Below are 26898 nucleotides of genomic sequence, written 5' to 3' on the forward strand. Positions count from 1 at the left end.
AAGAGTAACGAAACGAATGATCGCGGACTAGACTAGGCGATACTTGTTGAACGGCGTGACAAGGAGTGGATATGGGCCAGAAAACGGATGAACTGTTAGCTTCGAGCATGCTCGGATGCGAGATCAGTTCAAATCCGCTGGATCCACTCGAGCCAATTTTGGCAACGTGTAAGGCGCACCATCCCGACGAAGACATGTCGATGGTGCGTCGTGCATATGAACGCGCCGTTATTCAGCACAGTGATCAACGCCGTAAATCAGGCGAACCATACATTATTCATCCAATGGCCGTTGCTCAGATTCTGGCCGATCTGGGTATGGGCCCAATTGTTGTGTCGGCAGGTCTGCTGCATGACACGGTTGAAGATACGGATTACACGCTCGATCAGTGTCGTGCTGAGTTTGGCGACACGGTTGCCGGTCTCGTTGATGGCGTGACGAAGCTGACGAAGATGGATGTCGGCGATTCGGCACAGGCTGAGACGATTCGTAAGATGGTCGTCGCTATGAGCCGCGATGTGCGTGTGCTCGTCGTGAAGCTGGCTGATCGTGTGCATAATGCACGAACGTGGCGTTATGTGAAGCCTACGAGTGCAACGCGTAAGGCACGTGAAACGCTGGACGTGTATGCACCTCTAGCAAACCGACTCGGTATGAACGCCATTAAAACCGAGCTTGAAGAATTAAGTTTTAAGACTTTACATCCAAAGATTTATAACGAAATCGTTGTGCTTGTGCAGCGTCGCGCAGGCCAGCGTGAAGTGTATCTCAAGCAGATTCTGTCGGAGATTAACGAGGACCTGACCGCGCAGCATATTAAGGCGCAGGTAACGGGTCGTCCAAAGGATTACTTCTCGATTTATCAGAAGATGATTGTGCGCGGTCACGATTTCTCTGATATTTACGATCTTGTTGGCGTGCGCATTATTGTTGACACGATTCAAGACTGCTATGCAGCGCTGGGTGCTGTGCATGCACGCTGGAACCCAGTGCCAGGCAGGTTCAAAGACTATATTGCAATGCCAAAGCTCAACATGTACCAGTCGTTGCACACGACGGTGTTGGGTCCTGGCGGCAAGCCTGTGGAAATTCAGATCCGCACTTGGGATATGCATAGGCGAGCTGAATACGGTATTGCTGCGCACTGGAAGTACAAGGCAAACGGTCAGGCAGGTCGTGCACTGAGCACGCCAGATGCGCAGGATCGCAAGCGCAACGAGAATCAGGAACTGAGCCCAGAAGATAATCTCAAGTGGATTCAGCAGCTTGCTGACTGGACGAGTGAAACGCCTGATTCCAACGAATTCTTAGGCTCACTTAAAGAGGATCTTGGCTCGGCTGAAGTCTATGTCTTCACTCCAAAAGGCAAGATTATCTCGCTGCCTGCTGATGCAACACCAGTTGATTTCGCTTACGCCGTGCACACGGAAGTCGGTCACCGTACCATGGGTGCACGTGTTAACGGCCGTCTTGTGCCTCTCGATACGAAGCTGGAGAACGGCGATACTGTTGAAATTTTGACGTCTAAGTCGGATTCGGCCGGTCCTTCGCGTGATTGGATGAGCTTCGTTAAGAGCCAGAAGGCTCGTAACAAGATTCGTCAGTGGTTCACGAAGGAACGTCGTGAAGACGCTATTGATGAAGGCCGCGATGAGCTGACGCGTGCTATGCGTAAGCGCAACTTGCCAATTGCAGCGTTGATGCGTCCAGAAGCATTAGCTGGTGTGGCTGATGAATTGAACTTCCCAAGCGCAGACGCTATTTTGGCCGCAGTGGGTGATGGTCGCGTTTCGGTACAGAACGTGATTTCTCGCCTCGTAAAGGATGCAGGCGAAGACGAAGTCACGAAGGAAGCCGAAGAAGAAGTGCTTCCACTGCGCGTTTCGTCGCATCGCAGCCGTAACAACTCGAACTCGGTTGGCGTTGCTGTTAAGGGCGAAGAAGGCATTTGGGTTAAGCTTGCTCACTGCTGCATGCCAGTGCCAGGAGACAAGATTATTGGCTTTATTACGCGTAATGAAGGTGTTTCCGTACACCGCACCGATTGCGTGAATATGATCAACCTTGAGCATAGGGAACCAGAACGCGTTATCGAAGTTTCATGGACCAGCGATAAGGGCCTGTTCATGGTGCGTATTCAGGTTGAAGCCTTGGATCGCCCACACTTGCTCACCGATATTTCGCGCGTGCTCTCGGATCATGGCGTCAACATTCTGTCGGGCTCAATCCAAACGGGTCAGGATCGCGTGGCCATTTCGCAGTTCTCCTTTGAAATGGCCGATCCACAGCATCTCAATACGGTGCTAGCCGCTGTGCGCAAGATCGAAGGCGTGTTCGACGTTTACCGTCTGACGGGCGCCAAGGATTCAACGCAATCGCGTATTCGTAAGATGCGTCAGAATACGCGCATTGGTCGCGACTGATAAGACTGATTTAGAGAATACGCAGCGTAGTCAGCGCGTGCATAATGCCATCGTGATCGACATCATCGGTCACGATATCGGCTTCTTGCTGTACATCAGCGGCTGCATTACCCATAGCAACACCAATACCTGCAGCCTGCAGCATATCGATATCGTTGCCACTATCACCAAAGGCAATAGCCTGTTCGCACGTCCAACCGAAATGCTCCATCACGGTTTCAATACCACGGTGCTTGCCACCATCACCAGTAATCAAATCTGAGAACGAAGGAGCCCAGCGCACACCGCGCACGTTATCGCACCTCGAAACAATGTCACATTCTTGCTCATACGAAATATATGGGCTGATTTGGAACGTGTCATGATCCAGTGTGCGCTTCATTGGATCGTCAAAGAACACCTTTGGTGCCGTCTTACCCAGCGACTTCCACTGTGCCTTCATCTGCTCATTGGCATGGTTGAAGTACACATAATCTTCTTCGCAGAAGCTAGCCACAATTTCAGGATGCTCATTGAGCCAATCAATAATTGTGCGCACATCACGTGGCTCAAGTGGCTTCGAACGAATAATTTCGTTATCAACGACGCAATATTGACCGTTCAAACCAACAATGCCATCGAACGTAATAGGAATGCGATCAAGCACCACACTTAAGAACGAAGGCGCACGACCCGTGCAAATAAAAATACAAATACCGCGCTGCTGCAGTTCGTGCAGCGCCTCAATTGTTGATTCAGGCACGCTGTTCGTAGTAAAACTCGTCAATGTGCCGTCAATATCAAAAAATGCTGCATAAATATTCTCAGCTCGCTTGAGGAGCGCTTCATTGAACTCGGCTGATTTCAAATCGTACGGCATTTCACAAGTCCTTATCGTTATTTCTGTTACTTCTTCATAACGTTAATTCAGTTCCATTGCTGAATCGATACTTTCGACTCTAGCCCAAATAATGGAATATATGCGTCAAATACATGGTTCTTGTCAGTGGGTTTGATGCAATATAGTCGAACACTAGAACTCAACAATGAGTTTGTTTTATGAAGGCATACTTCATTCTTAGCAGTGTGAGGAGCGGTCAGATGTCGAACATGCAGCATGGCGTTAATTTCGCCAAGCAGCTGTGCGCATCGCGTTCCATGCGTAGCTCTCGATAACAATTCTGCGTGCCCAGAGCCAAATTATTGGCAAGGCATGCGCATAATAAAAAGAAGTTATTGCACAGAAAGCTACAAATTTTTATGAGTACACCACAACCATCTGGTCAGACACCCGTGCCATCTAATCAAGCGCCAAAAAACTCCAAAGTGCCATTGATGACTGAAGAACCAGTGCGCGTGTATCACACCGGTCGCAATATTTTCATTGGTATTGCCGTTGTTTTAGTTATTGTTTTCGTTGCAGTTTTTGGCCTGCGCTCCGTGAATGCTGAAAACAATGCGCCAAAAGGATCAAAAGAAAACCCTGTTGTTATTGGCGTGGTCGGAGCCACGAACCCACAGTGGGTGGCGTTCCAAGACGAGGCCTTGAAACAAGGTATTTACGTACAGATCAAGGATTTCCAAGACTATACCAGCGAGAATCCAGCACTTGCTGCAGGCAGCCTTGATATGAACGAATTCCAGCATCTGCTGTATTTGGCAAACTTCAATGTCAAGAACAATGAAGATCTGCAGCCAATTGGCGGCGATGCTATTTATCCACTCGGTTTGTATCCAACCTATGAAAACGGGAAGCCGAAATATAAGTCAATTAACGAGCTTCCAGCTAATGCCACGGTGGCTATTCCTAATGATGAAACGAATCAGTCGCGAGCCATTGGCGTGCTCAAAGCAGCAGGACTGATCACGCTCAATAAAAAGTGGACGCCATTTACGATTCCACAAGATATTGATACAGCTCATTCACGCGTCAAGGTCGTGGCCATGAAGGCTGAGCAAATCGCAAACTCGTTGAAGTCAGATCCAACAATTGCTGCTGGTGTGATTAACAACGATTACGTTGCTGATGCAGGCTTAGTTCCAGAAGATGCCATATATCACGATGATGCCGATTCCGAAGAAGCCCGCCCATACATTAACGTATTCGTCGTGCGTAAGGCTGATGTTGATAATGACGTATACAGAAAAATCGTCAAAATATATCAAACCAAACCAGTGATGGACGCACTACAGAAACTTTCGGGCGGCACTGCAGTATTTGCTGACAAATTCAGTGCTGAAGAACTGCAACAGTATCTGGCAGATATTGAGCAAGATATTCGTGACGAATCAAAATAACGAGACCACAGCGTATTTCTTGAAGGTCTTGAGGTGAGGAGAAGGCGTGACTGAACAAAAACCAATTATTGTGTTCGACCACGTTATTAAGCAATATAACCAGCGCAAGGGTGCGAAAACGGTCAACCCAACAGCTCCACGCGCTGTTGATGACGTGTCGCTCGAAATTCAGGAAGGCGATATTTTCGGCATTATCGGATACTCAGGCGCTGGTAAGTCGACGCTCGTCCGCATGATTAACGCACTTGAACGACCAACTTCGGGCACCGTGACCGTAATGGGCACACCAGTGTCTGAACTCAGCGAATCGAAGTTGCGTCCAATTCGCCAAAAAATCGGCATGATTTTCCAGTCGTTTAATCTGTTCTCAACCAAAACGGTGGCACAGAACGTGGCTTATCCGCTGAAGTTGGATCACTGGCGCAAGGATTATCAGGACCGTCGCGTTGCGCAGCTGCTGGAGTTCGTCGGTCTCGCGGATCATGCCAATAAGTATCCGTCGCAACTTTCGGGCGGTCAGAAGCAGCGTGTTGGTATTGCACGCGCGCTCGCGACGAATCCTCGAATCCTGCTAGCCGATGAAGCAACGAGTGCACTCGATCCAGAAACGACGACCGAGGTGCTGGAGCTGCTCAAGCGTGTTAACGAGGAACTCGGCATCACGATTGTGCTGATTACGCATCAGATGAATGTGGTACAGCAGATTGCTAATCGCGTCGCCGTGATGAGCTCAGGCAAGGTTGTGGAGCAGGGCGACGTTTATGACGTATTCGCAGCACCTCGTGAACCAGTAACGAAGCGATTTATTGCTACGGCTATGGATGGTCTGCCAGATGAGGCGCGCGTGGCCATGATGCGTGAGCAGTGGCCAAATCGTCTGGTAACCGTCGTCATTCGTCAGCATGACATTACTGATCGTGATGGCAATGCACTCGTAGCTGCTTCGGGCCAGAATATTTCCGATTTGATTCGTGAGTTCGGAGTGCAATCAAGCCTGCTCTATGGCGGCATTGATACGGTGCGCGGCGTTGCTGTAGGCGCCATTACCTATGAATTCACTGGCGAAGAAGCAGAGCTGAACCGATTCTTGGCTGAGCTGGGGAAGAACAGCGACATTGTTGATTTCGGCACGAAGGCCAACCCAGTGCCATATGAGCAGGCTGTTGCTACGGCACGTATTGCACCGCTTATTGATCGCAGCGGGGGAGCAGCGCACGCACAGACCCAAGCGGAGGACCAATCAGTAACTGAATCTCAGACTGAAGCTGAAACTGAGTCTCGGGCCGAGGCAAACCGTCCTTCAGTAGAACTTGTAGACGACATGATTGATATGACCGCAAGCACGAATCGAGAGGAGGAACGCTGATGAATACGACCGTAACATTGGCTGCAAATAGCGATTGGGCAGTATTAAAGCCATTGCTGTTCCAATCGATTGGACAGACGCTGCAGATGGTTGTGGTCACACTGCTCGTCGGCGGTGCACTCGGCCTTGTACTCGGTGTTGTGCTCTATGGAACGCGACCAGGCAACCTATTCGAGAACCGTGTCGTCTATCGTATTCTTGACATTCTCGTCAATATTGTGCGACCAATCCCATTCATCATTTTCTTGGCCGCTATGCAGCCAGTAACCGTGTCAGTTATTGGCACCTCAATTGGTACAGCAGCAGCAATTTTCCCAATGATTGTGATGTGTACATTTGCTACGAGCCGCTTGGTTGAACAGAACCTCGTGCCTGTTGATCCAGGTGTTATTGAAGCCGCACGCTCTATGGGTGCCTCGAAATGGACGATTGTAACTACAGTACTTATTCCAGAAGCCTTGGCTCCACTGATTCTGGCATATGCCTTCCTGTTCATTGGCGTACTCGATATGTCAGCAATGGCAGGCTACATCGGCGGTGGCGGTCTCGGTAACTTCGCCATTGCCTATGGCTACCAGAAGTTCGATCCAGCAGTGACGTGGACAGCAGTCATCATCATGATTGTGCTTGTACAAGTCGTACAGGGCATTGCCAACGGTATTGCCAAGCGTTTGCTGCGTCGCTAACGACATAGGCAAACGAGGGGTTAATAATGCGGGCCGAGTAGGCTTAAGCGTATGAGCTCAATTCGTATTGCACTTGCACAAATCGACACCAGCGTAGGCAACCTTGAAGCGAATGCAGCCAAAGTACTCGACTATAGCCGTCGAGCAGGCGCACAGCACGCCACTGTTGTTGCATTCCCAGAAATGACGTTAACGGGATACCCAATCGAAGATCTGGCTTTGCGTGCTACGTTCCGCAAAGCTGCTTGGGATAAAGCCAATGAAATGGCAACAACGCTGGAGCAAGAAGGCTTAGGCCAGCTCTACGTTGTTGTGGGCACGATTGGTACTGATCACGGTAACGGTAAGCCACGCAACCGTCTCGTGGTGCTGCACAACGGTCAGGTGTGGGCTGCATACGATAAGCACTTCCTGCCAAACTATGGTGTTTTCGACGAATTCCGCATCTTCTCATCGGGCGACCGCAGCGTGGTGCTCGACATTGAAGGTGTACAGGTTGGCGTTGCCATCTGTGAAGACATCTGGCAGGATGGCGGCCCGGTTGCCGCTATGGCTAATCAGAACATCGATCTGCTGCTGACGATTAACGGCTCGCCATATGAAGAAGGCAAGGGCCATGTGCGCACCGAACTGGCCGCACGCCGTGCAGCAGAAGTCAACGCACCAATTGTGTACCTGAACCAGGTTGGTGGCCAAGACGATCTCGTCTTCGACGGCGCCAGCTTTGTACTCGACACCGATGGTGCACTGCTTGAGCGCTCGCCAATGTTCATGGAAGACCTGAGCTTCATTGACATTGACACTGAGCTGGAGCATCAGCAGCAGTCGACAATTGCTGCCATGCCAGATCCAGACGAAGAGGTGTACACAGCTTGTGTGCTGGGCCTCAAGGACTACATGGCCAAGAACGGCTTCAAGGGCGTTACGCTCGGTCTTTCGGGCGGCATTGATTCGGCACTCGTAGCCGCTATGGCAGCAGATGCTTGCGGTGGCGAAAACGTGTGGGGCATTTCTATGCCAAGCATGTACTCGTCTGATGGCAGTAAGGATGATGCTGCCGATCTGGCAACGAACCTCAACGCTCACTATGAGATTCAGCCAATCGAACCACTGTTCAAGGCATTCCAGCAGCAGCTTGATCTGCAGGGTGTTGCTGCAGAAAACCTGCAGGCACGTATTCGTGGCGTCATTGTGATGGCTAAGTCGAATTCACAGGGTGTGCTCGCACTGGCGACGGGCAACAAGTCCGAGCTTGCTTGCGGCTATTCCACGATTTATGGCGATGCTGTTGGCGGTTACGCACCAATTAAGGATCTGTTCAAGACGAAGGTGTGGCAGCTGTCGCGTTGGCGAAACGCTGCTGCAGCCGAGGGCATGGGCATTGGTGGCCTGCACATCGTTGGTAACGAGCAGGGCAATGCTGGCGTTATGCCTGAGTCTGGTGTGATTATTCCAGTCAACTCGATTGAAAAGGCGCCTTCTGCAGAGCTGCGTCCAGGTCAGAAAGACTCCGATTCGCTGCCTGAATACAACCTGCTCGATCAGGTGCTCGCTGCTTATATTGAGCACGCTCATGGCCGCGCCGATCTGATTGCTGATGGTTTCGATGAGGCCACGGTTGATACGGTTATGCGCCTTGTAGACCGTGCTGAATGGAAGCGTCGCCAGTACCCACTGGGACCAAAGGTCAGCGCACTGGCATTCGGCCGCGATCGCCGTCTGCCTATTACGAACGCTTTCCGCGAGTAATTCTGCGCAAGTCAAATACGTGAATAAGAAGTGCTGTAGCTTATGCTGCAGCACTTTTCTGTTTTTACACGCCATAATGCTTCAACCGCTACTGCGAACAAATTCGACGAATAAATACAGCGAACAAATACAACGAATAAATGCAGTTAGACTATGTAGTACGTCCAATAAAGGGGGTACGTATGGATTCTTCGGCGCAACAAGTGGCGTACGACCGACGCGTACGCACGAATCTTAAGTATCTTGACGAATTCCAAGGTTGTTTCATTGGTGGTGCAGCTGGTGATGCGTTTGGCTATCCACTCGAATTCTTAAGCTACGGTGACATCATTGCGAAGTATGGCGAATCAGGACTGCAACATTATGTGCTCACCGACGTTGGTGAAGCGTTGATTTCTGACGATACGCAAATGACGTTATTTACAGCTGTTGGCCTGCTCATTGGCAAAACACGGCTTATGTATCGAGGTATTGGCGCATCGTATGCCGATTATGTAGCTGATGCGTATACAACGTGGTACGACATGCAAATGGGACAGCGTCCGCAATACGGGGCTGGCTGGCTCACCACCATTACTGAACTTGGCGTGCAGCGTTCACCTGGTGCAACTTGTATGACCGTGCTGGGCAATACAGAGTTTGGCACGCCGCAGCATCCGATTAATGATCGCAAAGGCTGCGGTGGCATTATGCGTATCGCTCCTGTTGGTCTGTATCTGCATCGCGCTGATGGCCAGAACGGTGACCTCAACCAACTGTACGAAACGGCTGCTGAAATTGCTGCACTTACGCATGGTCATGAGCTCGGCTGGATGCCGGCAGCAATGCAAGCTCATTTAATTAATACACTTGCGTATTCGAGCGATAGTTTGGAAACCTGCATTACTCAAGTGCTACAAGTGACGGAGCAGCAGTTCGCACGTTGTGAGCATTTGCCGGCGCTTACGTCGCTTGTTCGCAAGGCACTTGAATTTACGCAGAATACTCGTCCTGATATTGTCAATATTGCTGAGCTTGGTCAGGGTTGGGTTGCTGAAGAAACGCTCGCTATTGCCATCTACTGTGCGGTGAAATATCAAGATGATTTCTCATCTGCGTTGCGTGCCGCAGTGAACCATAGTGGCGATACCGATTCTACGGGTGCCGTAACCGGCAGTATTCTTGGCACGTATTTAGGTTATAGCGGCATTCCTGAGATGTGGAAGCAGCATTTGGAATGTAAAGATGTGTTACTGAAAATGGCACATGATTTATGCCGAGATTGCCAAGGTACTGAGTACTTCGAACCTGACGAACAATGGGTTGCTGAGTACAGCTGCTAAATGGTAATGACCGTGTACAGGCTGAATCTTCAAACTTTTAAGAATTTCGCTATGCCGCGTAATGCACAGTCACGTTCCTACAATGACATCAGTGTTCGAGCACAGTAGTGCGTTGAAGAACAGTGATACGAGGAAAGGACGATGATGAGCGATCCAATGAAGCAGGAGTGGTATTACAACACCAAAACTGGCAAAGTTGAGCTTGGTCCACAGTCTCCACTCGAGTACCGTATGGGTCCTTATGCATCGCAAGAAGAAGCCGAAAAGGCACTTGAGATTGCAGCCGAGCGTAACAAGCATTGGGATAACCAAGATAAGGCTTGGAATAGCTGGGGTACCAGCATGCACGACTGAGTAAAGTTTGTGCATATATTACCGTGCTGCCCACCATTTGAACACAAGTCCATTTGGTGGGCTTTTTATTAGGCAAAAACAGTGCTGATCGCACGATAAAAAGCGACTATGACAGCGTTTTCATAGAAATGTGATGAACCTCACTCTTGAATCGGAATTAGAGCCGTTCTCCAAAGGATAGACTGAATTCAGTCGACGGCACAAAGACGCGTCGCCGTCAGCCCAACCAAAAGGAGTGGACATGTCATTACAAGAAGAAGTGGCTCTGTCACCTGAGCAGATTAGGGACGAAGCTTGGAAGGGATTCGTTCCTGGTAATTGGCAGAACGATATTGACGTTCGTGACTTCATTCAGAAGAACTACACGCCATATGAAGGTGATGAGTCCTTCCTCGCCAATGCGACGGATAAGACGAAGCATCTGTGGAAGTACCTTGACGATAACTACTTGGCAGTAGAGCGTAAGCAGCGCGTGTACGACGTGGATACCGATACGCCAGCTGACGTCGATGCATTCCCAGCAGGCTACATTGATTCCGCTGACGTCGACAACGTTATCGTTGGTCTGCAGACTGACGAACCTTGCAAGCGTGCCATGATGCCTAACGGTGGTTGGCGCATGGTTGAGCAGGCTATTCACGAGGCCGGCAAGGAAGTCAACCCAGAGATCAAGAAGATCTTCACGAAGTACCGCAAGACGCACAACGATGGCGTGTTCGGCGTATACACGAAGAACATCAAGGTTGCACGTCATAACAAGATTCTGACGGGTCTGCCAGATGCCTACGGCCGTGGCCGTATTATCGGCGATTACCGTCGTGTGGCACTGTACGGCGTCGACATGCTGATTAAGTTCAAGCAGCGCGACAAGGATGCAGTCCCATACCGCAACGACTTCACTGAGACTGAGATCGAGCACTGGATCCGCTACCGCGAGGAGCACGACGAGCAGATTAAGGCTCTGAAGAAGCTCATCAACCTCGGTAAGGAATACGGCCTTGATCTGGCACGTCCTGCAATGAACTCCCAGGAAGCAGTGCAGTGGACCTACATGGGCTACCTTGCTTCGATTAAGAGCCAGGACGGCGCTGCAATGAGCTTCGGCCGTGTGTCTGCATTCTTCGATTGCTACTTCGAGCGCGATCTGAAGAACGGTACGATTACCGAAACCGATGCACAGGAAATCATCGATAACCTCGTTATGAAGCTGCGTATTGTGCGCTTCCTGCGTACGAAGGATTACGACGCAATCTTCTCGGGCGATCCATACTGGGCAACCTGGTCCGATGCAGGCTTCGGCGATGACGGTCGTACGCTCGTCACGAAGACCTCGTTCCGTCTGCTTAACACGCTGACGCTCGAGCACCTCGGCCCTGGCCCAGAGCCAAACATCACGATCTTCTGGGATCCAAAGCTGCCAGAAGGCTACAAGCGCTTCTGCGCTCGTACGTCGATTGACACTTCGGCAATCCAGTACGAGTCCGATAAGGAAATCCGCGGCCACTGGGGCGACGATGCAGCAATCGCATGCTGCGTTTCCCCAATGCGTGTTGGCAAGCAGATGCAGTTCTTCGCAGCTCGCGTGAACTCGGCAAAGGCTCTGCTGTACGCCATCAACGGCGGCCGTGATGAGATGACGGGCCAGCAGGTTATTGATAAGGGCGTTATTGAACCAATCGCTCCAGAAGCTGATGGCACGCTGGACTTCGAGAAGGTCAAGGCAAACTACGAGAAGGCTCTCGAGTGGCTGTCGGAAACCTACGTCGAAGCGCTGAACATCATCCACTACATGCACGATAAGTATGCATACGAAGCCATCGAGATGGCTCTGCACGATCGCGAAGTTTACCGTACGCTCGGCTGCGGTATGTCCGGTCTGTCGATTGCAGCTGACTCGCTGTCTGCATGCAAGTACGCCAAGGTGTATCCAATCTACAACAAGGATGCCAAGGATATGCCAGGTCACGAGTACGAGTACGTTGAGGGCGCTGATGACGATCTCGTCGTCGGCTACCGCACGGTTGGTGAGTTCCCAGTCTATGGCAACGACGATGACCGCGCTGACGATCTCGCTAAGTGGGTTGTTTCTACGGTTATGGGCCAGGTCAAGCGCCTGCCTGTGTACCGTGGTGCTGTCCCAACGCAGTCGATTCTGACAATTACGTCGAATGTGGAGTATGGCAAGAACACGGGTTCGTTCCCTTCGGGCCACGAAAAGGGCACGCCATACGCACCAGGTGCAAACCCAGAGAACGGCATGGATTCGCACGGTATGCTGCCATCGATGTTCTCGGTCGGCAAGATCGATTACGACGATGCACTCGACGGCATTTCGCTGACGAACACGATTACGCCTGACGGCCTTGGCCGCGATGAGGACGAGCGTATCTCGAACCTCGTGGGCATTCTCGATGCAGGTAACGGCCATGGCCTCTACCACGCCAACATCAACGTGCTGCGTAAGGAACAGCTCGAAGATGCAGTTGAGCACCCTGAGAAGTACCCACACCTGACCGTGCGTGTGTCCGGCTACGCCGTGAACTTCGTCAAGCTGACGAAGGAACAGCAGCTCGACGTTATTTCGCGTACGTTCCACCAGGGAGCCGTTAGCGAGTGAACAATTGCTCGTAATAACGCTTCATAGCGTGTAACACCATAAGGCGGCACCTCCTGAACAGAGTTGGGGAGTGCCGCCTTTGTGTTGATTTCATGCGTGTGACAGCAATCATCGTTGACGTACTGCACACGCATTGATTCAATAATTCGTATTACTAACTTTTTACTGTTCAATGATTGAGCACAATTGAGGAGACCAAATGTCTACCAGTACCGGATTCCGTTCTACGAAGCAGCATATGCTGCGTGACAACAAGGAGTACGTGAGCCAAACACTGATGGGCGGCCTATCAGGCTTTGAGTCTCCAGTTGGTCTTGACCGTCGCGATCGTCTGCGTGCACTGAAAACTGGTGATATCGGCTTTGTCCACTCTTGGGATATCAACACCTCAGTCGACGGTCCAGGTACGCGTATGACGGTGTTCATGTCGGGCTGTCCACTGCGCTGCATGTACTGCCAGAACCCAGATACATGGAAAATGCGCGATGGCAAGCCAGTTACCTTAGACGCGATGATCAAGAAAATTGATCGCTATAAGGATCTGTTTAAAGCAACGAATGGTGGCATTACGTTCTCGGGCGGTGAGTCGATGATGCAGCCAGCATTCGTATCTCGTGCATTCCGTGCTGCAAAAGAAATGGGTGTACATACGTGCCTCGATACCTCAGGCTTCTTAGGACACAACTACACCGACGAAATGCTTGATGATATTGATCTGTGCCTGCTCGACGTTAAGTCCGGCGACGAAGCAACTTATAAAAAGGTCACGGGTGGCGTGCTGCAGCCAACCATTGATTTCGGCCAGCGTTTAGCCAAAGCCGGCAAGAAGATCTGGGTGCGATTCGTACTTGTGCCAGGACTGACAGATAGCGAAGAGAACGTAGAAAAGGTGGCACAAATTTGCGAAACCTTCGGCGACGCGCTTGAGCATATTGATGTGTTGAACTTCCATCAGCTTGGCCGACCAAAGTGGCATGAAATGCGCATCGATTACCCACTCGAAGATCAAAAAGGACCTTCGGCAGAGCTCAGAGCGCGCGTAAAAGCACAGTTCGAAGCACATGGCTTCAAGGTGTATTAAACAGAAATAAATCAAAAATAAACGCGACTGAAGTAGGGCACTGTCGGCCTAGCGCGCGAAACTGGGCCAGAGAAGATAGTGCAAAACTTGAGGAGCACGGCGTGAACAATGAGCCCCAGCTCATGGCGGAACCAAAACAAGGTGTGCCAGATGTTATTAACACGGCACGAGCATTTGAAGCGATGTGTGAACGGTTCGCACAGAGCTCGGGGCCTGTTGCTGCCGATGCTGAGCGTGCTTCGGGATTCCGATACACGCACAGCGATTATTTAGTGCAATTTAAGCGAGAAGATGCTGGTATTGCACTCGTTGACCCACAAGCAGTAGCCGCAGACGGATGTGACTGGGCTGAATTTATGCAAGCCGTGGGTGACGCAGAATTTATTTTGCATGACGCACGTCAAGATCTACCTGGTTTTGCAGACTTGGGTATTAGGCCAGCTTCGTTATTCGATACGGAAATGGCTGCACGTCTGCTGGGCCTGACGCGATTCGGCTTGGCCAGCGTGACCGAACGATACTTGGGCTTCACTTTGGCTAAAGAACACTCAGCAGCAGATTGGTCGTATCGACCACTGCCGCGAGATTGGCGTAACTATGCAGCACTCGATGTTGAGCTGCTCATTGAACTGCGTGAAGCAATGTTGACCGATCTGAAAGCAGCAGGCAAGCTCGAGTGGGCACGCGAAGAATTCCAGTACACACTCGATCAGGGCTTGGCTCCTCGAAAAGAGAAGTCACAGCCATGGCTGCATATTTCGCATATCACTGCAATCCAGCGCGATCATCAGGCACTGGCCGTGGCCAAGGCGCTGTGGCAGAAGCGTGATGCGCTGGCAAGCAGTTACGATATTGCGCCAACACTGCTATTGTCAGATCGAGCAATTATTGAAGCTGCTCAAAAGAAGCCACACAATAATCGTGAATTCCGTGCTATTCGTTCGCTGAACGAGCGCGTGCGTATTCATATGGGCAACGAACAAGACAAAATGTTCGAACGCTATGCGCCAATTCAGCGCATGGTCAAGCCAAGCGTATGGAAGAATACGATTCAAGAAGCGTTGCAGCTGAAGCCATCGCAGTGGCCGGATATGGGCAGAATTGCAAAACAAGACGACCGTAGTCGCGTAGAAGGCGGCCAGGCACATGCGCCAAAGCAAATGAAAATTTGGAAGACGCATCATCCTGATCGATTCGCACGACTCCAGCGAGCACGATCGGTTATTCACCAGATCGGCGTAGATACGCGAACGCCTGATGAAATCGTTATGAAGCCACAGATTATTCGTGATCTGTGCTGGACCGATGAACCAGGTCAGGTGGGCGTATCTGAGTTCCTTCGTAGCGAAGGTGCTCGCGATTGGCAAATTGCCTTATGTGCCGCGTCGTTAAGTCGCGTTATCATGTGACAGTTGCCATACGGCTAAAAAAGAACCATTTTATTCAGGAGCGCAAGCGTGAAGATTAGCGTCAGGAACCTTGAGCCTACCAAGGCCAAGCTCACCATCACTGTGGACGACGAAGAGTTCGCACCTTACCTGGACGAAGCTCGTAAGGAGATCGCCAAGCAGATTAACGTGCCTGGCTTCCGTAAGGGCCACGTCCCAGCAAAGATTGTTGACCAGCGCGTCGGCTTTGGTGCCGTTGCTGGTGAGGCCATGAACAAGGCCATCCCAGAGTTCTATTCGCAGGCTCTGGACAAGAAGGAAATCCGTCCAATGGCTCAGCCTGAGATCGACGTTGTTGAGATGCCAGAGAGCGCCAACTCCGACGTCAAGCTCAAGTTCACGGCAACTGTGGAGCGTCGCCCACAGTTCGACCTGCCAAAGCTCGAAGAGATGACGATTGACGTTGAGCCAATCGAGGTGTCCGATGACGACGTTGAGCAGCGCCTTGAGGGCCTGCGTCAGCGCTTCGGCACGCTGGTCGGCGTGGATCGCCCAGCTCAGAAGGGTGACTTCGTCAACATTGATCTCGATGCTCAGATCGACGGCGAGTCCGTGGATTCTCAGGAAGGCGTGAGCTACGAGATCGGTTCGGGCAACATGCTCGACGGCATCGACGAGGCTCTCGAAGGCCTGTCCGCTGACGAAGAGACGACGTTTGAGTCCATGCTGCAGGGCGGCGAGCACGCAGGCGAGAAGGCTCTCGTTAAGGTCAAGGTCAACTCCGTCAAGACCGAAGAGCTGCCAGAGCTCGACGATGACTTCGCTCAGGAAGCTTCCGAGTTCGATACGCTCGATGAGCTGAAGGAAGAGATCCGCAAGGCTGCTGCAATGGATGCTAAGGGTCGTCAGGCTACGGCTGCTCGCGATGCATTCATCGCAAAGATCGAGGAAGACCTCGAGATCCCTGTTCCAAAGGGCATCCTGAAGGAGACCGTTGAGGAGCAGCTCAAGAACCAGCCAAACGCTGATTCCGATGCTAAGAAGAAGGTTGAAGAAGAGGTCGAGAAGTCGCTGCGCGACCAGATCGTTCTCGACGCTCTTGCAGAAGAGCTCGACGTTCAGGTGGCTCAGGCTGACGTGTTCAACTTCCTCGGCTCGATCGCTCAGCAGTACGGCATGGATCCAAACGCCTTCATCCAGGCCATCATCAAGAACGGCCAGATCGGCGCTGCTGTTCAGGAAGTCGCTCGTTCCAAGGGTATGCTCGGTGGCATGCGCAAGGTCAAGTTCACCTCGAACGGTGAAGAGCTCGACCTCTCCGAGTTCCTGAGCTCCGACGATGAGGCAGATGCTGAAGTTGCAGCTGCTGAAGAGGACGAGACCGTTGCTGCTGCCGCTGCTGCTGCAGCTGTGGCTGACGACCTCGCTAAGGATGCTGAGTGAGCTTAACGGCTTAAACGCTTCAATGCTTGAGTAATTCAAGCAGTTTGGCATCAGGCCAAACACCAATGACGGGACTGTGCATTGCAAGATGCATGGTCCCGTTCTTTTTGTGCTGAATTGCACAGTTTTAGCGGCCAGAGGGAATGTGCCCTGATCATGGCACAATATAGTTCGTTTGTTGAAGAAAGAGGCATATGAATGGCGTTATCGGACGGTACAACGAATCACGATCAGCAAGATACGAGTGATTTACCCCGCAACGCCGCGGAAGGTCCAGCAGAAGCTGGCCACTTTGATAATGACTTTGCTGAGGATGCCTCTGGCAAGTTAGCGACCGAACAACTTCCTGAGACCACGAAGCAGCCATTTGTTTCGCGTAAGTTCTCAATGGTTGTAGCAATTCTTGTGCTGGCTGTTGTTGTCGGTATTGCAGGCGCTTTGCTGGCCGTGGTGCTGATGGCCGTTGAGCATGTGGCACTGGGATACACTGAATCGCCTGAGCTGCCTGGACCGTTTGAAACTGATTGGCGCCGCCGCCTGATCTCGGTGTTTATTGGCTCGTGCATTGCTGCCGTCGTCTGGTATTTCTTGCGTACCTACGCCAAGCGTGTGCCATCGGTGCGTCAGGCACTCGAAGGCGACGAAATGCCATGGTGGCAGACGATTGTGCACGATGTGCTGCAGATCTGCCTGTGCGGTACGGGTATGTCAATTGGTCGAGAAGTGGCTCCTCGAGAACTCGGCGCTATGTTCGCACAGAAGGTGACGCGTGTTCTGCATCTGCACCGCAACGACGTGCGCACAATTGTTGCTATTAGTTCTGGCGCTGGTTTAGCCGCTGTGTATAACGCTCCAATTGCAGGCGCGTTTTATGCCATCGAAATTCTGCTCGTCGACGTTTCTGCCACGACCGTGGTGATGTCGTTCGTCTGCTCAGCAGTTGCCGCTTGGGTTGCGTCGTTTATTAAGGGCAACCATGTGTTCTACGTGCTCGGCCCAATGCACACAACATTCAGCCCAACAATTCTGTGCTTCATTATTCCAGCCGGCATCGTTTGCGGTATCTGCGGTGCGCTGTTCCGTCGCGGTTCGTACTGGGCTGAGTCCCACAAGACTTCCGGCACGCGCATCCTGTTTACGCTGCCTGCCATGGGTTTGGCCACGGGTCTCGTCGCCATTTACGTGCCTCAGGTCATGGGCAACGGCCGTGCCACGGCTCAGCTGGGCTTCACTGGCGGTCACGTTGAACTCTGGTTCGCTGGTTTATTAGGAATTTCATTTATCGTCAAAGCAACTATGACATTATTGACGATCCGTTTCGGCGCCTCAGGTGGTGTGCTGACACCAGCAATTGCACTCGGTGCTTCGATGGGTTGCATGCTCGGTATTTTGTGGATGCAAGTTGCTGGCGAAGACAATATGGGTGCTTACGCATTACTTGGTGCATGCGCACTGCTGTCGGCTTCGCAGAATGCACCAATTATGGCTATGTCATTAGTTATGGAGATCTCTCAAGCTCCTATGAACTGGTATGTGCCAGCCGTCATTATCTGCATGCTATCGGTAACGACGGCACGTTGGTTCACGAAGCACGTGTTGGAACCACGTGCACAGCGTAAGGCGGAATTGCTGCCACAGCAGATTTTGCAGAAATAAAAATACTCTCAACGTAGTTGAAGCAGGTGGGTACTCAACAGCAGCACCAACGTGACTGAAATATGAGCGGACAAAAAAAGAGCAGAAAATTCTCTGCTCATCTATACGGCGTTGGAATAAACTCGCACCCGAGTCGTTTGAACGGGGTAGGGTGAGTAACCATTGGCAAACATTAAGGAGACAAGGTGAGCAATATTCTTGCTTCTTCACCAGTCATGGCAGACGGCGATATGCCTGCTGGTGCCACAGACCCAATTTTTAATAGGCTTCTGCAAGACCGCATCATCTGGATGGGCGAGGAAGTCAAAGATGAAATGGCCAATCGCATTTGCGCACAGATGTTGATGCTGGCTGCTGAAGATCCAGAGAAGGATATTTGGCTGTACATCAACTCGCCAGGCGGTTCAATTACGGCCGGCATGGCAATCTACGATACGATGCAGCTGATTAAGCCAGATGTGGCAACAGTGGGCATTGGTATGTGCGCTTCGATGGGTCAGTTCCTGCTGAGCTCCGGTACAAAGGGTAAGCGCTTCCTGACGAGCCACGCACGCGTGCTGATGCACCAGCCTTCGGGCGGCATCGGCGGTACGACCACCGATGTGCGTATTAACGCTGAGCTCATTATGGATATGAAGAAGACGCTTGCTGAGCTGACTGCAGAGCAGACTGGTCACACCGTCGAAGAGATTTATCGCGATAACGAATACGACCACTGGTTCACGGCTCAGGAAGCTCTGGACTATGGCTTCGTTGACAAGCTCGTGTCGACGCCAGACACGATGCACTCGAAGGAAGGGGAGTGACCTATGGCATCTGAAGAAGCACAGTTTGTTGCTCGTGCTGAGCGTTTGGCCGGCCCAACTTCTGTTGTAGGATTCCAGCGCGCAGCTGATCGCGCACGTCTGGCCACCTCGCCTCAGAACAGGTACGTGCTGCCACAGTTCGAGGAAAAGACGCCATACGGCTTCAAGCGTCAGGATCCATACACGCGTCTGTTTGAAGATCGCATTATCTTCATGGGCGTGCAGGTTGACGACACGTCGGCTGATGACATTATGGCTCAGCTGCTCGTGCTTGAAAGCCTCGATCCAAACCGTGACGTCATGATGTACATCAATTCGCCTGGTGGCTCTATGACGGCTATGACGGCTATTTACGACACGATGCAGTACATCAAGCCAGACGTGCAGACTGTCTGCTTGGGTCAGGCCGCATCGGCCGCAGCAATTCTGCTCGCAGCAGGTACGAAGGGCAAGCGCCTGATTCTGCCTAACGCTCGCGTGCTGATTCACCAGCCTGCTATTGATCAGGGCTTCGGTAAGGCTACCGAAATTGAGATCCAGGCTAAGGAAATGCTGCGCATGCGTGAATGGCTGGAGAAGACTCTGGCTAAGCACACCGGTCAGGACGAAGAGCGTATTCGCAAGGATATTGAGGTGGATACGTTCCTGACGGCTCAGGAAGCTAAGGAATACGGCATCGTGGATGAGGTGCTGGAACACCGCTCCTGATTGAATAGGGCAGTCGAAGTCCCCTTATGAAACTCGAGACACTCAGGCCGTTCGGCCAAGCTAACGCTCGCGTTTCATAAGGGGACTTCTCCTTTTTCCTGTCAATCGTCGCTTTAGCGTTTTATTTGTTTTTCGCTTTGCTTCCGTTGTTTAGCTGTTTCGTTTCTTTTCTCCGTTCCTTCTTCTCTGCTTAATCCTCTCGGCTACTTCGGCTCTTTTTCGTTCACCTCTTCTTTTTTGGCACCCTATTTCGTCCTTTCAACTCTTCTTGTGTTCTTTCTGGGTGGTTTTGTATAGCTCGTCTTCGCTTCGCTGGACTCTCAGGGTATTAGCGTGCCGACTGGCCAGATATATGGTGGGTTTGCACTGGAATATGGTCTTCGTGTGCCTGTGGACCACCTACCCGGTGTGGTTGCATTTTTAGCTTGTATTTTGGGGAATTTTGACCATTTATGTGTAGATCTGCCATGTACTCGGTGGGTTTGCACGCGAAGGGTGTGCTCCTGTGCTGTCCTGCCATGTATCTGGTGAGGTTGCACATTGGCGAAGATTTGGGGAGCTCATAGCACAGGTGGGGAGGGTTTGCACTTGGGAAAGATGGAGAAATTGGAGAGTAATTATTACGGTGTCGGCCCATTTGTAGAGATGAGGTGGACGTTGCGGTAGGGTGGAGGGGATTGGAAAGGTGTGTCATGGGACGTGTGATTAATTACAGCGATGGGATGCAGCATTGCTCGTTCTGTGGCAAATCGGAGCGGGAAGTTGAACGACTTGTCGCTGGTGCTGGCGTGGCTATCTGCGAAGAGTGCATTGCATTGTGCTCGCAGATTATTGCTGATGAACGCACTGAGTATCTCAAGGATCAGTCGGTTGATCTGCCAACGCCAATGTCTATTCATGAAATCTTAAATTCCAATGTTATTGGTCAGGAACAAGCTAAGCGCACGTTGGCTGTTGCTGTGTATAACCACTACAAGCGTGTACGCCTCGAAGAGCTCATGGAATTAGAGCATTCGAATGGCGTTCGTGGTGATGCTATTGGTGCTGGTCTGGAACAGGTGAAGGTTAGCAAATCAAATATTTTGCTGATTGGTCCAACCGGCGTTGGCAAGACTTATTTGGCACAAACATTGGCTGAAGCTATGGATGTGCCTTTCATCATTGCTGATGCAACGTCGTTAACTGAAGCAGGCTACGTCGGAGATGACGTAGAAACGCTGTTGGCTCGTTTGCTTGATGCCGCCAATGGTGATGTTGAACGTGCTCGTCATGGCATTATTTACATCGACGAGATCGATAAAATCGCTCGTAAGAGCGGTGAGAATACGTCGTTAGCTCGAGATGTGTCCGGAGAAGGCGTTCAACAGGCCCTGCTGAAGCTTATGGAAGGCACTGTGGCCAATGTGCCAGTAGAAGGCACACGCAAGCACAGGGATGCACAGACCGTGCAAATGGATACGAAAGATGTGCTGTTTATTTGCGCAGGTGCTTTCGTAGGCCTTGATGAAATTGTTGAGCGTCGTTTGGGTCGCCATGAAAGTGGTTTTGGCTCATCGTTGCGTTTGCAACCACTTGATTATGAGACGTTGTCAGAAAACGCTAATGCTGACGACTTGGCGGAGTTTGGTCTCTTGCCAGAATTCATTGGTCGTATGCCAGTAGTGAGTGTGTTACAGGATCTGAGCATTGCTGATCTGAAGGCTATTCTGACTGAGCCTCGTGATGCGCTGACGAAGCAGTATGCCAAGCTGTTCGCAGCTGATGGTGTTGAACTGCAGTTCACTGATGATGCGCTTGACCAAATCGCGCAGCTCGCTAAGGCCAATAGCACGGGTGCACGTGGTTTGCGTTCGATTATGGAACATGCATTGGAATCAACGATGTATGAGCTGCCATCACTCGATGATGTTATTGCCGTTGTTGTTGACGGTGCTGCTATTCGAGGTGAGCGAGAGCCACAGTATATTCTGGCAAATGCACACCAGCAGAAGCATGCAACACTAGGTGATCGCTTGGCTAATGCACGCCGTGCAATGCTGCATATTGCACAGAGTCACCCAGACGATTCTGACTTCAGAACAGGCAATATTCGCCAGGTCATGTGACCTTTATCAACAGTGCAACACACCGAAGATGCACTTGTCCGGCAAAAGAGCTACTTTATACGAGTTGCTCCAAGCGAACAACATGCGCGAGTAGCCCAGCGGATTAGAGCAGCTGACTACGGATCAGCAGGTCGCAGGTTCGAATCCTGTCTCGCGCACTTGACCATAATGCATGGTCATAAGAGAGTGAAGAGTTATTTCTATAATTCTTTCTTTCCTATGATTTATTGTTATGGTATGCGCGAGTAGCCCAGCGGATTAGAGCAGCTGACTACGGATCAGCAGGTCGCAGGTTCGAATCCTGTCTCGCGCACTTAGCCATGGAAATGGATTATCTTCGGATAATCGATGGATGTGGTGCTGCGCGAGTAGCCCAGCGGATTAGAGCAGCTGACTACGGATCAGCAGGTCGCAGGTTCGAATCCTGTCTCGCGCACTTGACCATAATGCATGGTCATAAGAGAGTGAAGAATTATTTCTATAATTCTTTCTTTCCTATGATTTATTGTTATGGTATGCGCGAGTAGCCCAGCGGATTAGAGCAGCTGACTACGGATCAGCAGGTCGCAGGTTCGAATCCTGTCTCGCGCACTTCAAACCCTCTTCGCGCATGCGTTGAGGGTTTTTCCAATTCTGAGCAACTTCCTGTACCCATAGTGTTGCGAATTCGGTAAATGTCTAGTGACTTCTCGGCTATTTAGTACACCGTCAAGGCATAATAGAACGTATTGTTTATTGACCGATGCGTGGACATTCCTGCATCGATTTTCAAAACTTCAAAAGCTATAACAGCTGATAGGGGCGTAATGAGCAAACAAACAAGCCTGTGGACCAAGATTCGATATGTAGCAGCTTCAGATCGTATATCTGGCCTCATTATGTTGGGCTTTGCACTGCTCGGTCTCGTTCTCGCTAATCTTCCTGCTACTGCAGCAGGTTTTGAGCACTTGTCTCATTTCCATCTGGGTATTCCAGGCACGAATATTGATATGGGCTTAGGTCACTGGGCACAGGATGGTCTGTTAACGATCTTCTTCCTCGTGGTTGGTCTTGATTTGCGTCAGGAATTATCAACAGGTTCGCTGGCTAATCCAAAGGCAGCAGCCGTGCCAATGCTGTGCGCAGTTGGCGGCATGCTTGTGCCACCAATTCTGTTCATCGGCACGATCGCACTGTTTGCAGACTTTGGCAATGGTGTTCCAGGAAGCCTCGTTATTGCATCAGGAGAGACGTTCTCCTTCGCTGAAGCATCGCATGGTTGGGCAATTCCAACAGCAACTGATATTGCATTCTCACTTGCTGTGCTTGCTCTGTTCGCTAAGGCCCTGCCTGGTGCTATTCGTGCATTCCTGATGACGTTGGCAACGGTTGACGATTTGCTGGCCATTATTCTGATTGCTGTCTTCTTCTCGTCGTTGAACTCGTGGTACTGGTTCCTTGGCATTGCTATTTGCGCAGTGGCTTGGTTCTTCCTCGTCCGCATGGAGAGGGTGCCATGGCTCGCCGTCGTTGTTGTTGGCATTCTTGGATGGATCATGATGTACGAAGCTGGCGTCCACCCAACGCTGGCTGGTGTGCTCATGGGCCTGCTGACTCCTGCTCACGCTATGTACAAGGAACGTTCTCCACGTGCTGAGCGTTATGCAGAAAAGATTCAGCCATTCTCGGCGCTGCTGGCACTGCCAATCTTCGCATTCTTCGCAACCGGTGTGCACTTCGATTCGATTACGCCACTGTTGCTCGTCTCGCCAGTCGTGATCGGCATTATCGTCGCTCTTGTTGTCGGTAAGCCTCTGGGCATTATGCTCGTTGCTTGGCTCTCGACGCATGTGGGCCCACTGAAGATGCCAAAGGGTCTGCGCGTGCGCGATATGCTGCCAGCATCGATTGCTTGCGGTATTGGTTTCACGGTGTCGTTCCTGATTGCATCGCTGGCTTACAAGAGCGCCGAGCTCTCTGCAGAAGCACGTTTCGGCGTGCTGCTGGCCTCGCTGATTGCTGCAGCTATTTCTGGCGTACTGCTTTCTCGCCAGTCGAAGCGCTTCGCAGCACTGCATCAGGCTCAGCTTCTCGAAGAGCAGCATGAATTGGCTGAGGAAGCAACTGAGATCGAAACTGTGCTGGACGATGGTACTGTGATGGTGAAGCAAACCCTCGATCATGGAGCTAGCCATCATGAACAACCAGCGCAGCACGAACAGTGATGAAGCATCGCAGAAATTAAAACAAGAAACCGTCGCGAACGAGACTGAACAGCGTGAAGCGCCGTTCAACGAAACGTATCATCGCGGACCTGTGCTGCTGCGCGGTCAGATGATTCCTTCCGAAAGTTCAACAGCTCGACTGCTGAACGAGGAGAACTCAACTGACTGGCTGCACCACGATCCGTGGCGAGTGTTGCGTATTCAGTCCGAATTCGTCGACGGTTTCGGCGCTTTAGCGGAAGTTGGACCGGCCGTCAGCATTTTCGGATCGGCCCGAATTAAGCCGGACGAGCCGATGTACAAGGCTGCACAGGAGATGGGCACTATGGTTGCCCAGCGCGACATTGCCGTCATCACAGGCGGCGGTCCTGGCATTATGGAGGCTGCAAACCGTGGCGCTAGCGAGGCAGGCGGCGTTAGTGTTGGTCTCGGCATCGAATTGCCGCACGAACAGGGCATTAACGAGTGGGTAAATCTCGGTCTGAATTTCCGCTATTTCTTCGTGCGTAAAACTATGTTCGTGAAATACTCGAGCGGTTTCGTAATTTGCCCAGGTGGTTTCGGAACGCTCGACGAAATGTTTGAGTTATTAACGCTCGTGCAGACTCATAAAGTTCGTTACATGCCGGTTGCGCTGTTCGGCAGTGAATATTGGGAGGGTCTCATCGACTGGCTGCGCGGTCCAGTTTCTGATCATGGCATGATTTCTCAGATAGATCCATCGCTGTTCGTCGTCACTGATGATCCAGAGGAAGCTGTTGCAGTGGCTACGGGAGCAATTCAGCGCGACCGTCAAAACTAGTAGCGTACAACAAAAAATACCTCGCACATCGAGAAGAATTCCATGATGTGCGAGGTATTTTTATACGTAGTGTATCAGCGCTTAACGGCAATTAATAAGCCCGTACCAGCTGGATTAAGTGAGCTCGTAAAACGATCATCATCTTGCAGCTGCTCAATAATATTGCGCATCGTCACAGCCTGCTCGCTGCGATCAGCAGCATTCGTCAAGCCGCCCTTATTACCGCGTCGTGCGAACGCAAGGGCATCGGTGAACACAATGGCGCCACCATGATGCAGTAGGGAAGCGGCATGAGCAAGCGTCTGCTCGTAGTTACTCGTATTACCGCATACCACAATCAGATCGTAATCATCAGGCGTCAGACGCTGCAGGAAACGGCTTGGATCAGCATTAGCAGCGCGCATAATCGTATGTGTTTCATCAGCTGCTTCCGCAATGAACTCACGCAGGATGCGAATGCCATCAGCCGTTGAATCTACAACGGTGACCTTGCCGTGATTATCCAGTGCTTCTACGAGCTGTGCTGTTTCAACAACAGGGCTCGTGCCCACAACAATAATCGATTCAGCATGCTGCATGTGCACTAAAGAACTCAGCAAACTTCCTTGCGATGCAGTGCACTGTGGCACGTCGTTGCGCAGGGCAAGCTTGCGGGCTTCGCGTACCAGTTCAGGTTCGCGTGCACTTTCAAAGTCCTCGATGCATTGCCATGCTTTTGCATGCAAGTTGAAAGAAGTTTGATCCATGTTTGCCTCAGATAGATGGGTATAGTCTCACTAATTGCATCACTATAGCGCACAGGCTCAATGAACCTGTGTCCATTGAGCCTGAACGAGAAGAACGAATGCTGATTTAGCGTTCTTTAACCTGTGCAATGAGCTGCCAAATTTCTTCGCCAACGTCAATACCCTTAGGACATGGACGCGAGCATGCACGCACCGATTGGCAAGCTGCAATACCGTCTGCAGTGTCAATGGCTTCGAGGCGTTCTTCGGTAGCCTGATCGCGGTCATCGCGAACAAAACGTGCCTGATTAATCAGTGCAGCAGGACCAACGAATGCTTCACCGCCTGAGTACACAGGGCAAGCGCCTTCGCATACACCGCACATAATGCAGTTCGTCAGAATCTCATACTTAGCCAAAGCTTCTGGCTTCTGCAAATATTCGAAAACATCGATTTTGCCATCTTTGGTCGTAGCCAGTTCGCCATTGTGCATCAGATAAGGCTTGAGCTTCTTAATCTGCTCGAGCATCTGATCAATATCGGCAATAAGATCACGTTGTACAGGGAAGCCTGGCAGAGGAGCAAGCTCAATAACACCAAGATCAAGTCGGCCCGTGGCCTCGTCACGAGGAGCCTCTTCGGCAGACACAGCTGCAGTCTCAGCGGCCTCAGCCACGGCAGTTGCAGCTTCGTCAGTTGCTGGACCAGTTTTACGGAAACCATCGTTATCGGTTACTGGAGCAGCAGGCTCACGATGGGCCATATCGCGAATAATGGCCGTGCACAGCAGTGTAGGTGAACCATTAATAGCAACAGCATCGGAACCGCACATGCCATGACCACACGAATAACGGAAAGCTAGCGTTGGATCAATATCACGCTTAATACGCAACAACGTATCGAGCACGCTATCGTCGGCGTGCACAGGCACTGTATATTCCTGCACCCAGCTCTTACCACGTGGACGATGTGAGCCACCGAATGGCGAGCTCTTACGCGCGAATGGGTTGGACTTGCGTTCGCGCTTCTTCTCAGCACGAGGGGAGAAGCGGTGTACGCGCAAGGTAACTTGTGCATCGTAAGTCGAAGTATCCGACTGTTCCATAGTTGGGGTCGTCATACAAGTTCTTTCCAATTGTTGTTGCACAGCTATGGTATTGCTACGCAACATGAAGTGGTTTATTCA

General features: G+C 51.3%; 20 protein-coding genes and 4 tRNA genes. 21 read left to right on the top strand and 3 right to left on the bottom strand.

Annotation, left to right across the window (positions count from 1 at the left end; all coding sequences use genetic code 11):
• Positions 1 to 71 precede the first annotated feature (71 nt).
• Positions 72 to 2423, top strand: coding sequence for a RelA/SpoT family protein (locus D2E26_RS01785; protein WP_125962982.1), 2352 nt, complete (start codon positions 72 to 74; stop codon positions 2421 to 2423).
• A gap of 10 nt (positions 2424 to 2433) precedes the next feature.
• Here D2E26_RS01785 and D2E26_RS01790 read toward each other — a convergent pair whose 3' ends face one another.
• Positions 2434 to 3282 (bottom strand): Cof-type HAD-IIB family hydrolase, encoded by an 849-nt coding sequence (locus tag D2E26_RS01790; RefSeq protein WP_125962983.1) that lies wholly within the window; start codon positions 3280 to 3282, stop codon positions 2434 to 2436.
• A gap of 455 nt (positions 3283 to 3737) precedes the next feature.
• Here D2E26_RS01790 and D2E26_RS01795 point away from each other — a divergent pair, with 455 nt between their 5' ends.
• The 20 genes from D2E26_RS01795 (at position 3738) to D2E26_RS01890 (ending at position 24987) form a co-directional block, all read left to right on the top strand.
• Entirely contained in the window at positions 3738 to 4700 is a 963-nt protein-coding gene (locus D2E26_RS01795; RefSeq protein WP_125962984.1) for a MetQ/NlpA family ABC transporter substrate-binding protein, read from the top strand.
• A 46-nt stretch (positions 4701 to 4746) separates the two neighbouring features.
• Positions 4747 to 6066 carry a methionine ABC transporter ATP-binding protein gene (locus D2E26_RS01800; RefSeq protein WP_125962985.1) on the top strand — a complete coding sequence of 440 codons (1320 nt, stop codon included), beginning with the start codon at positions 4747 to 4749 and terminating at the stop codon, positions 6064 to 6066.
• Positions 6066 to 6752 carry a methionine ABC transporter permease gene (locus D2E26_RS01805; RefSeq protein WP_125962986.1) on the top strand — a complete coding sequence of 229 codons (687 nt, stop codon included), beginning with the start codon at positions 6066 to 6068 and terminating at the stop codon, positions 6750 to 6752. The genes D2E26_RS01800 and D2E26_RS01805 overlap by 1 nt, the downstream gene beginning before the upstream one ends.
• A gap of 51 nt (positions 6753 to 6803) precedes the next feature.
• A complete protein-coding gene (locus D2E26_RS01810; protein ID WP_125962987.1) occupies positions 6804 to 8501 on the top strand; it encodes an NAD+ synthase in 1698 nt (565 codons plus the stop codon).
• Positions 8502 to 8683: 182 nt separating this feature from the next.
• The gene (locus D2E26_RS01815) at positions 8684 to 9823 is read left to right on the top strand and encodes an ADP-ribosylglycohydrolase family protein (RefSeq protein ID WP_164515822.1); all 1140 of its coding nucleotides are present in this window, start codon (positions 8684 to 8686) and stop codon (positions 9821 to 9823) included.
• Between the two features lie 144 nt (positions 9824 to 9967).
• On the top strand, positions 9968 to 10177 hold the full coding sequence (locus D2E26_RS01820) for a hypothetical protein (RefSeq protein ID WP_125962989.1): 210 nt from the start codon (positions 9968 to 9970) through the stop codon (positions 10175 to 10177).
• Between the two features lie 241 nt (positions 10178 to 10418).
• On the top strand, positions 10419 to 12794 hold the full coding sequence (gene pflB, locus D2E26_RS01825; RefSeq protein ID WP_125962990.1) for a formate C-acetyltransferase: 2376 nt from the start codon (positions 10419 to 10421) through the stop codon (positions 12792 to 12794).
• 199 nt (positions 12795 to 12993) lie between these two features.
• Positions 12994 to 13875, top strand: a complete 882-nt coding sequence (gene pflA / locus D2E26_RS01830) for a pyruvate formate-lyase-activating protein (protein WP_125962991.1) — start codon at positions 12994 to 12996, stop codon at positions 13873 to 13875.
• 122 nt (positions 13876 to 13997) lie between these two features.
• Positions 13998 to 15284 carry an HRDC domain-containing protein gene (locus D2E26_RS01835; RefSeq protein WP_164515859.1) on the top strand — a complete coding sequence of 429 codons (1287 nt, stop codon included), beginning with the start codon at positions 13998 to 14000 and terminating at the stop codon, positions 15282 to 15284.
• 48 nt (positions 15285 to 15332) lie between these two features.
• The gene (gene tig, locus D2E26_RS01840; RefSeq protein ID WP_125962993.1) at positions 15333 to 16706 is read left to right on the top strand and encodes a trigger factor; all 1374 of its coding nucleotides are present in this window, start codon (positions 15333 to 15335) and stop codon (positions 16704 to 16706) included.
• Between the two features lie 198 nt (positions 16707 to 16904).
• Complete coding sequence (locus tag D2E26_RS01845) at positions 16905 to 18362, top strand: chloride channel protein (protein ID WP_125962994.1); 1458 nt, start codon at positions 16905 to 16907, stop codon at positions 18360 to 18362.
• Positions 18363 to 18547: 185 nt separating this feature from the next.
• Entirely contained in the window at positions 18548 to 19168 is a 621-nt protein-coding gene (locus tag D2E26_RS01850) for an ATP-dependent Clp protease proteolytic subunit (RefSeq protein ID WP_125962995.1), read from the top strand.
• Positions 19169 to 19171: 3 nt separating this feature from the next.
• Complete coding sequence (locus tag D2E26_RS01855; protein ID WP_125962996.1) at positions 19172 to 19876, top strand: ATP-dependent Clp protease proteolytic subunit; 705 nt, start codon at positions 19172 to 19174, stop codon at positions 19874 to 19876.
• Between the two features lie 692 nt (positions 19877 to 20568).
• Complete coding sequence (gene clpX / locus D2E26_RS01860; protein WP_125962997.1) at positions 20569 to 21981, top strand: ATP-dependent Clp protease ATP-binding subunit ClpX; 1413 nt, start codon at positions 20569 to 20571, stop codon at positions 21979 to 21981.
• Positions 21982 to 22065: 84 nt separating this feature from the next.
• Positions 22066 to 22139 (top strand) — tRNA-Arg (locus D2E26_RS01865).
• A gap of 81 nt (positions 22140 to 22220) precedes the next feature.
• Positions 22221 to 22294, top strand: a tRNA-Arg gene (locus D2E26_RS01870).
• 49 nt (positions 22295 to 22343) lie between these two features.
• A tRNA-Arg gene (locus tag D2E26_RS01875) sits at positions 22344 to 22417 on the top strand.
• Positions 22418 to 22498: 81 nt separating this feature from the next.
• Positions 22499 to 22572 (top strand) — tRNA-Arg (locus tag D2E26_RS01880).
• 215 nt (positions 22573 to 22787) lie between these two features.
• The gene (nhaA, locus tag D2E26_RS01885) at positions 22788 to 24185 is read left to right on the top strand and encodes a Na+/H+ antiporter NhaA (RefSeq protein ID WP_125962998.1); all 1398 of its coding nucleotides are present in this window, start codon (positions 22788 to 22790) and stop codon (positions 24183 to 24185) included.
• A gap of 109 nt (positions 24186 to 24294) precedes the next feature.
• Positions 24295 to 24987, top strand: a complete 693-nt coding sequence (locus tag D2E26_RS01890) for an LOG family protein (RefSeq protein ID WP_241218856.1) — start codon at positions 24295 to 24297, stop codon at positions 24985 to 24987.
• Between the two features lie 74 nt (positions 24988 to 25061).
• On the opposite strand, the gene D2E26_RS01895 is transcribed toward D2E26_RS01890, so the two are convergent.
• Together D2E26_RS01895 and D2E26_RS01900 are read right to left on the bottom strand one after the other, a co-directional pair.
• Positions 25062 to 25733 carry an O-methyltransferase gene (locus tag D2E26_RS01895; protein WP_125963000.1) on the bottom strand — a complete coding sequence of 224 codons (672 nt, stop codon included), beginning with the start codon at positions 25731 to 25733 and terminating at the stop codon, positions 25062 to 25064.
• 106 nt (positions 25734 to 25839) lie between these two features.
• On the bottom strand, positions 25840 to 26832 hold the full coding sequence (locus tag D2E26_RS01900) for a succinate dehydrogenase/fumarate reductase iron-sulfur subunit (protein WP_420897185.1): 993 nt from the start codon (positions 26830 to 26832) through the stop codon (positions 25840 to 25842).
• Positions 26833 to 26898 lie beyond the last annotated feature (66 nt).

It is taken from the genome of Bifidobacterium dolichotidis, from assembly GCF_003951975.1.
GTDB lineage: Bacteria > Actinomycetota > Actinomycetes > Actinomycetales > Bifidobacteriaceae > Bifidobacterium > Bifidobacterium dolichotidis.

What these genes read in the sequence shown, in the direction of transcription:
- D2E26_RS01785 (WP_125962982.1), top strand. Translation starts at nt 72, where the DNA reads ATGGGCCAGAAAACGGATGAACTGTTAGCTTCGAGCATGCTCGGATGC.
- D2E26_RS01790 (WP_125962983.1), bottom strand. Translation starts at nt 3,282, where the DNA reads ATGCCGTACGATTTGAAATCAGCCGAGTTCAATGAAGCGCTCCTCAAG.
- D2E26_RS01795 (WP_125962984.1), top strand. Translation starts at nt 3,738, where the DNA reads ATGACTGAAGAACCAGTGCGCGTGTATCACACCGGTCGCAATATTTTC.
- D2E26_RS01805 (WP_125962986.1), top strand. Translation starts at nt 6,066, where the DNA reads ATGAATACGACCGTAACATTGGCTGCAAATAGCGATTGGGCAGTATTA.
- D2E26_RS01810 (WP_125962987.1), top strand. Translation starts at nt 6,804, where the DNA reads ATGAGCTCAATTCGTATTGCACTTGCACAAATCGACACCAGCGTAGGC.
- D2E26_RS01815 (WP_164515822.1), top strand. Translation starts at nt 8,684, where the DNA reads ATGGATTCTTCGGCGCAACAAGTGGCGTACGACCGACGCGTACGCACG.
- D2E26_RS01820 (WP_125962989.1), top strand. Translation starts at nt 9,968, where the DNA reads ATGAGCGATCCAATGAAGCAGGAGTGGTATTACAACACCAAAACTGGC.
- pflB (WP_125962990.1), top strand. Translation starts at nt 10,419, where the DNA reads ATGTCATTACAAGAAGAAGTGGCTCTGTCACCTGAGCAGATTAGGGAC.
- pflA (WP_125962991.1), top strand. Translation starts at nt 12,994, where the DNA reads ATGTCTACCAGTACCGGATTCCGTTCTACGAAGCAGCATATGCTGCGT.
- D2E26_RS01835 (WP_164515859.1), top strand. Translation starts at nt 13,998, where the DNA reads ATGGCGGAACCAAAACAAGGTGTGCCAGATGTTATTAACACGGCACGA.
- D2E26_RS01845 (WP_125962994.1), top strand. Translation starts at nt 16,905, where the DNA reads ATGGCGTTATCGGACGGTACAACGAATCACGATCAGCAAGATACGAGT.
- D2E26_RS01855 (WP_125962996.1), top strand. Translation starts at nt 19,172, where the DNA reads ATGGCATCTGAAGAAGCACAGTTTGTTGCTCGTGCTGAGCGTTTGGCC.
- clpX (WP_125962997.1), top strand. Translation starts at nt 20,569, where the DNA reads ATGGGACGTGTGATTAATTACAGCGATGGGATGCAGCATTGCTCGTTC.
- nhaA (WP_125962998.1), top strand. Translation starts at nt 22,788, where the DNA reads ATGAGCAAACAAACAAGCCTGTGGACCAAGATTCGATATGTAGCAGCT.
- D2E26_RS01890 (WP_241218856.1), top strand. Translation starts at nt 24,295, where the DNA reads ATGATTCCTTCCGAAAGTTCAACAGCTCGACTGCTGAACGAGGAGAAC.
- D2E26_RS01895 (WP_125963000.1), bottom strand. Translation starts at nt 25,733, where the DNA reads ATGGATCAAACTTCTTTCAACTTGCATGCAAAAGCATGGCAATGCATC.
- D2E26_RS01900 (WP_420897185.1), bottom strand. Translation starts at nt 26,832, where the DNA reads ATGACGACCCCAACTATGGAACAGTCGGATACTTCGACTTACGATGCA.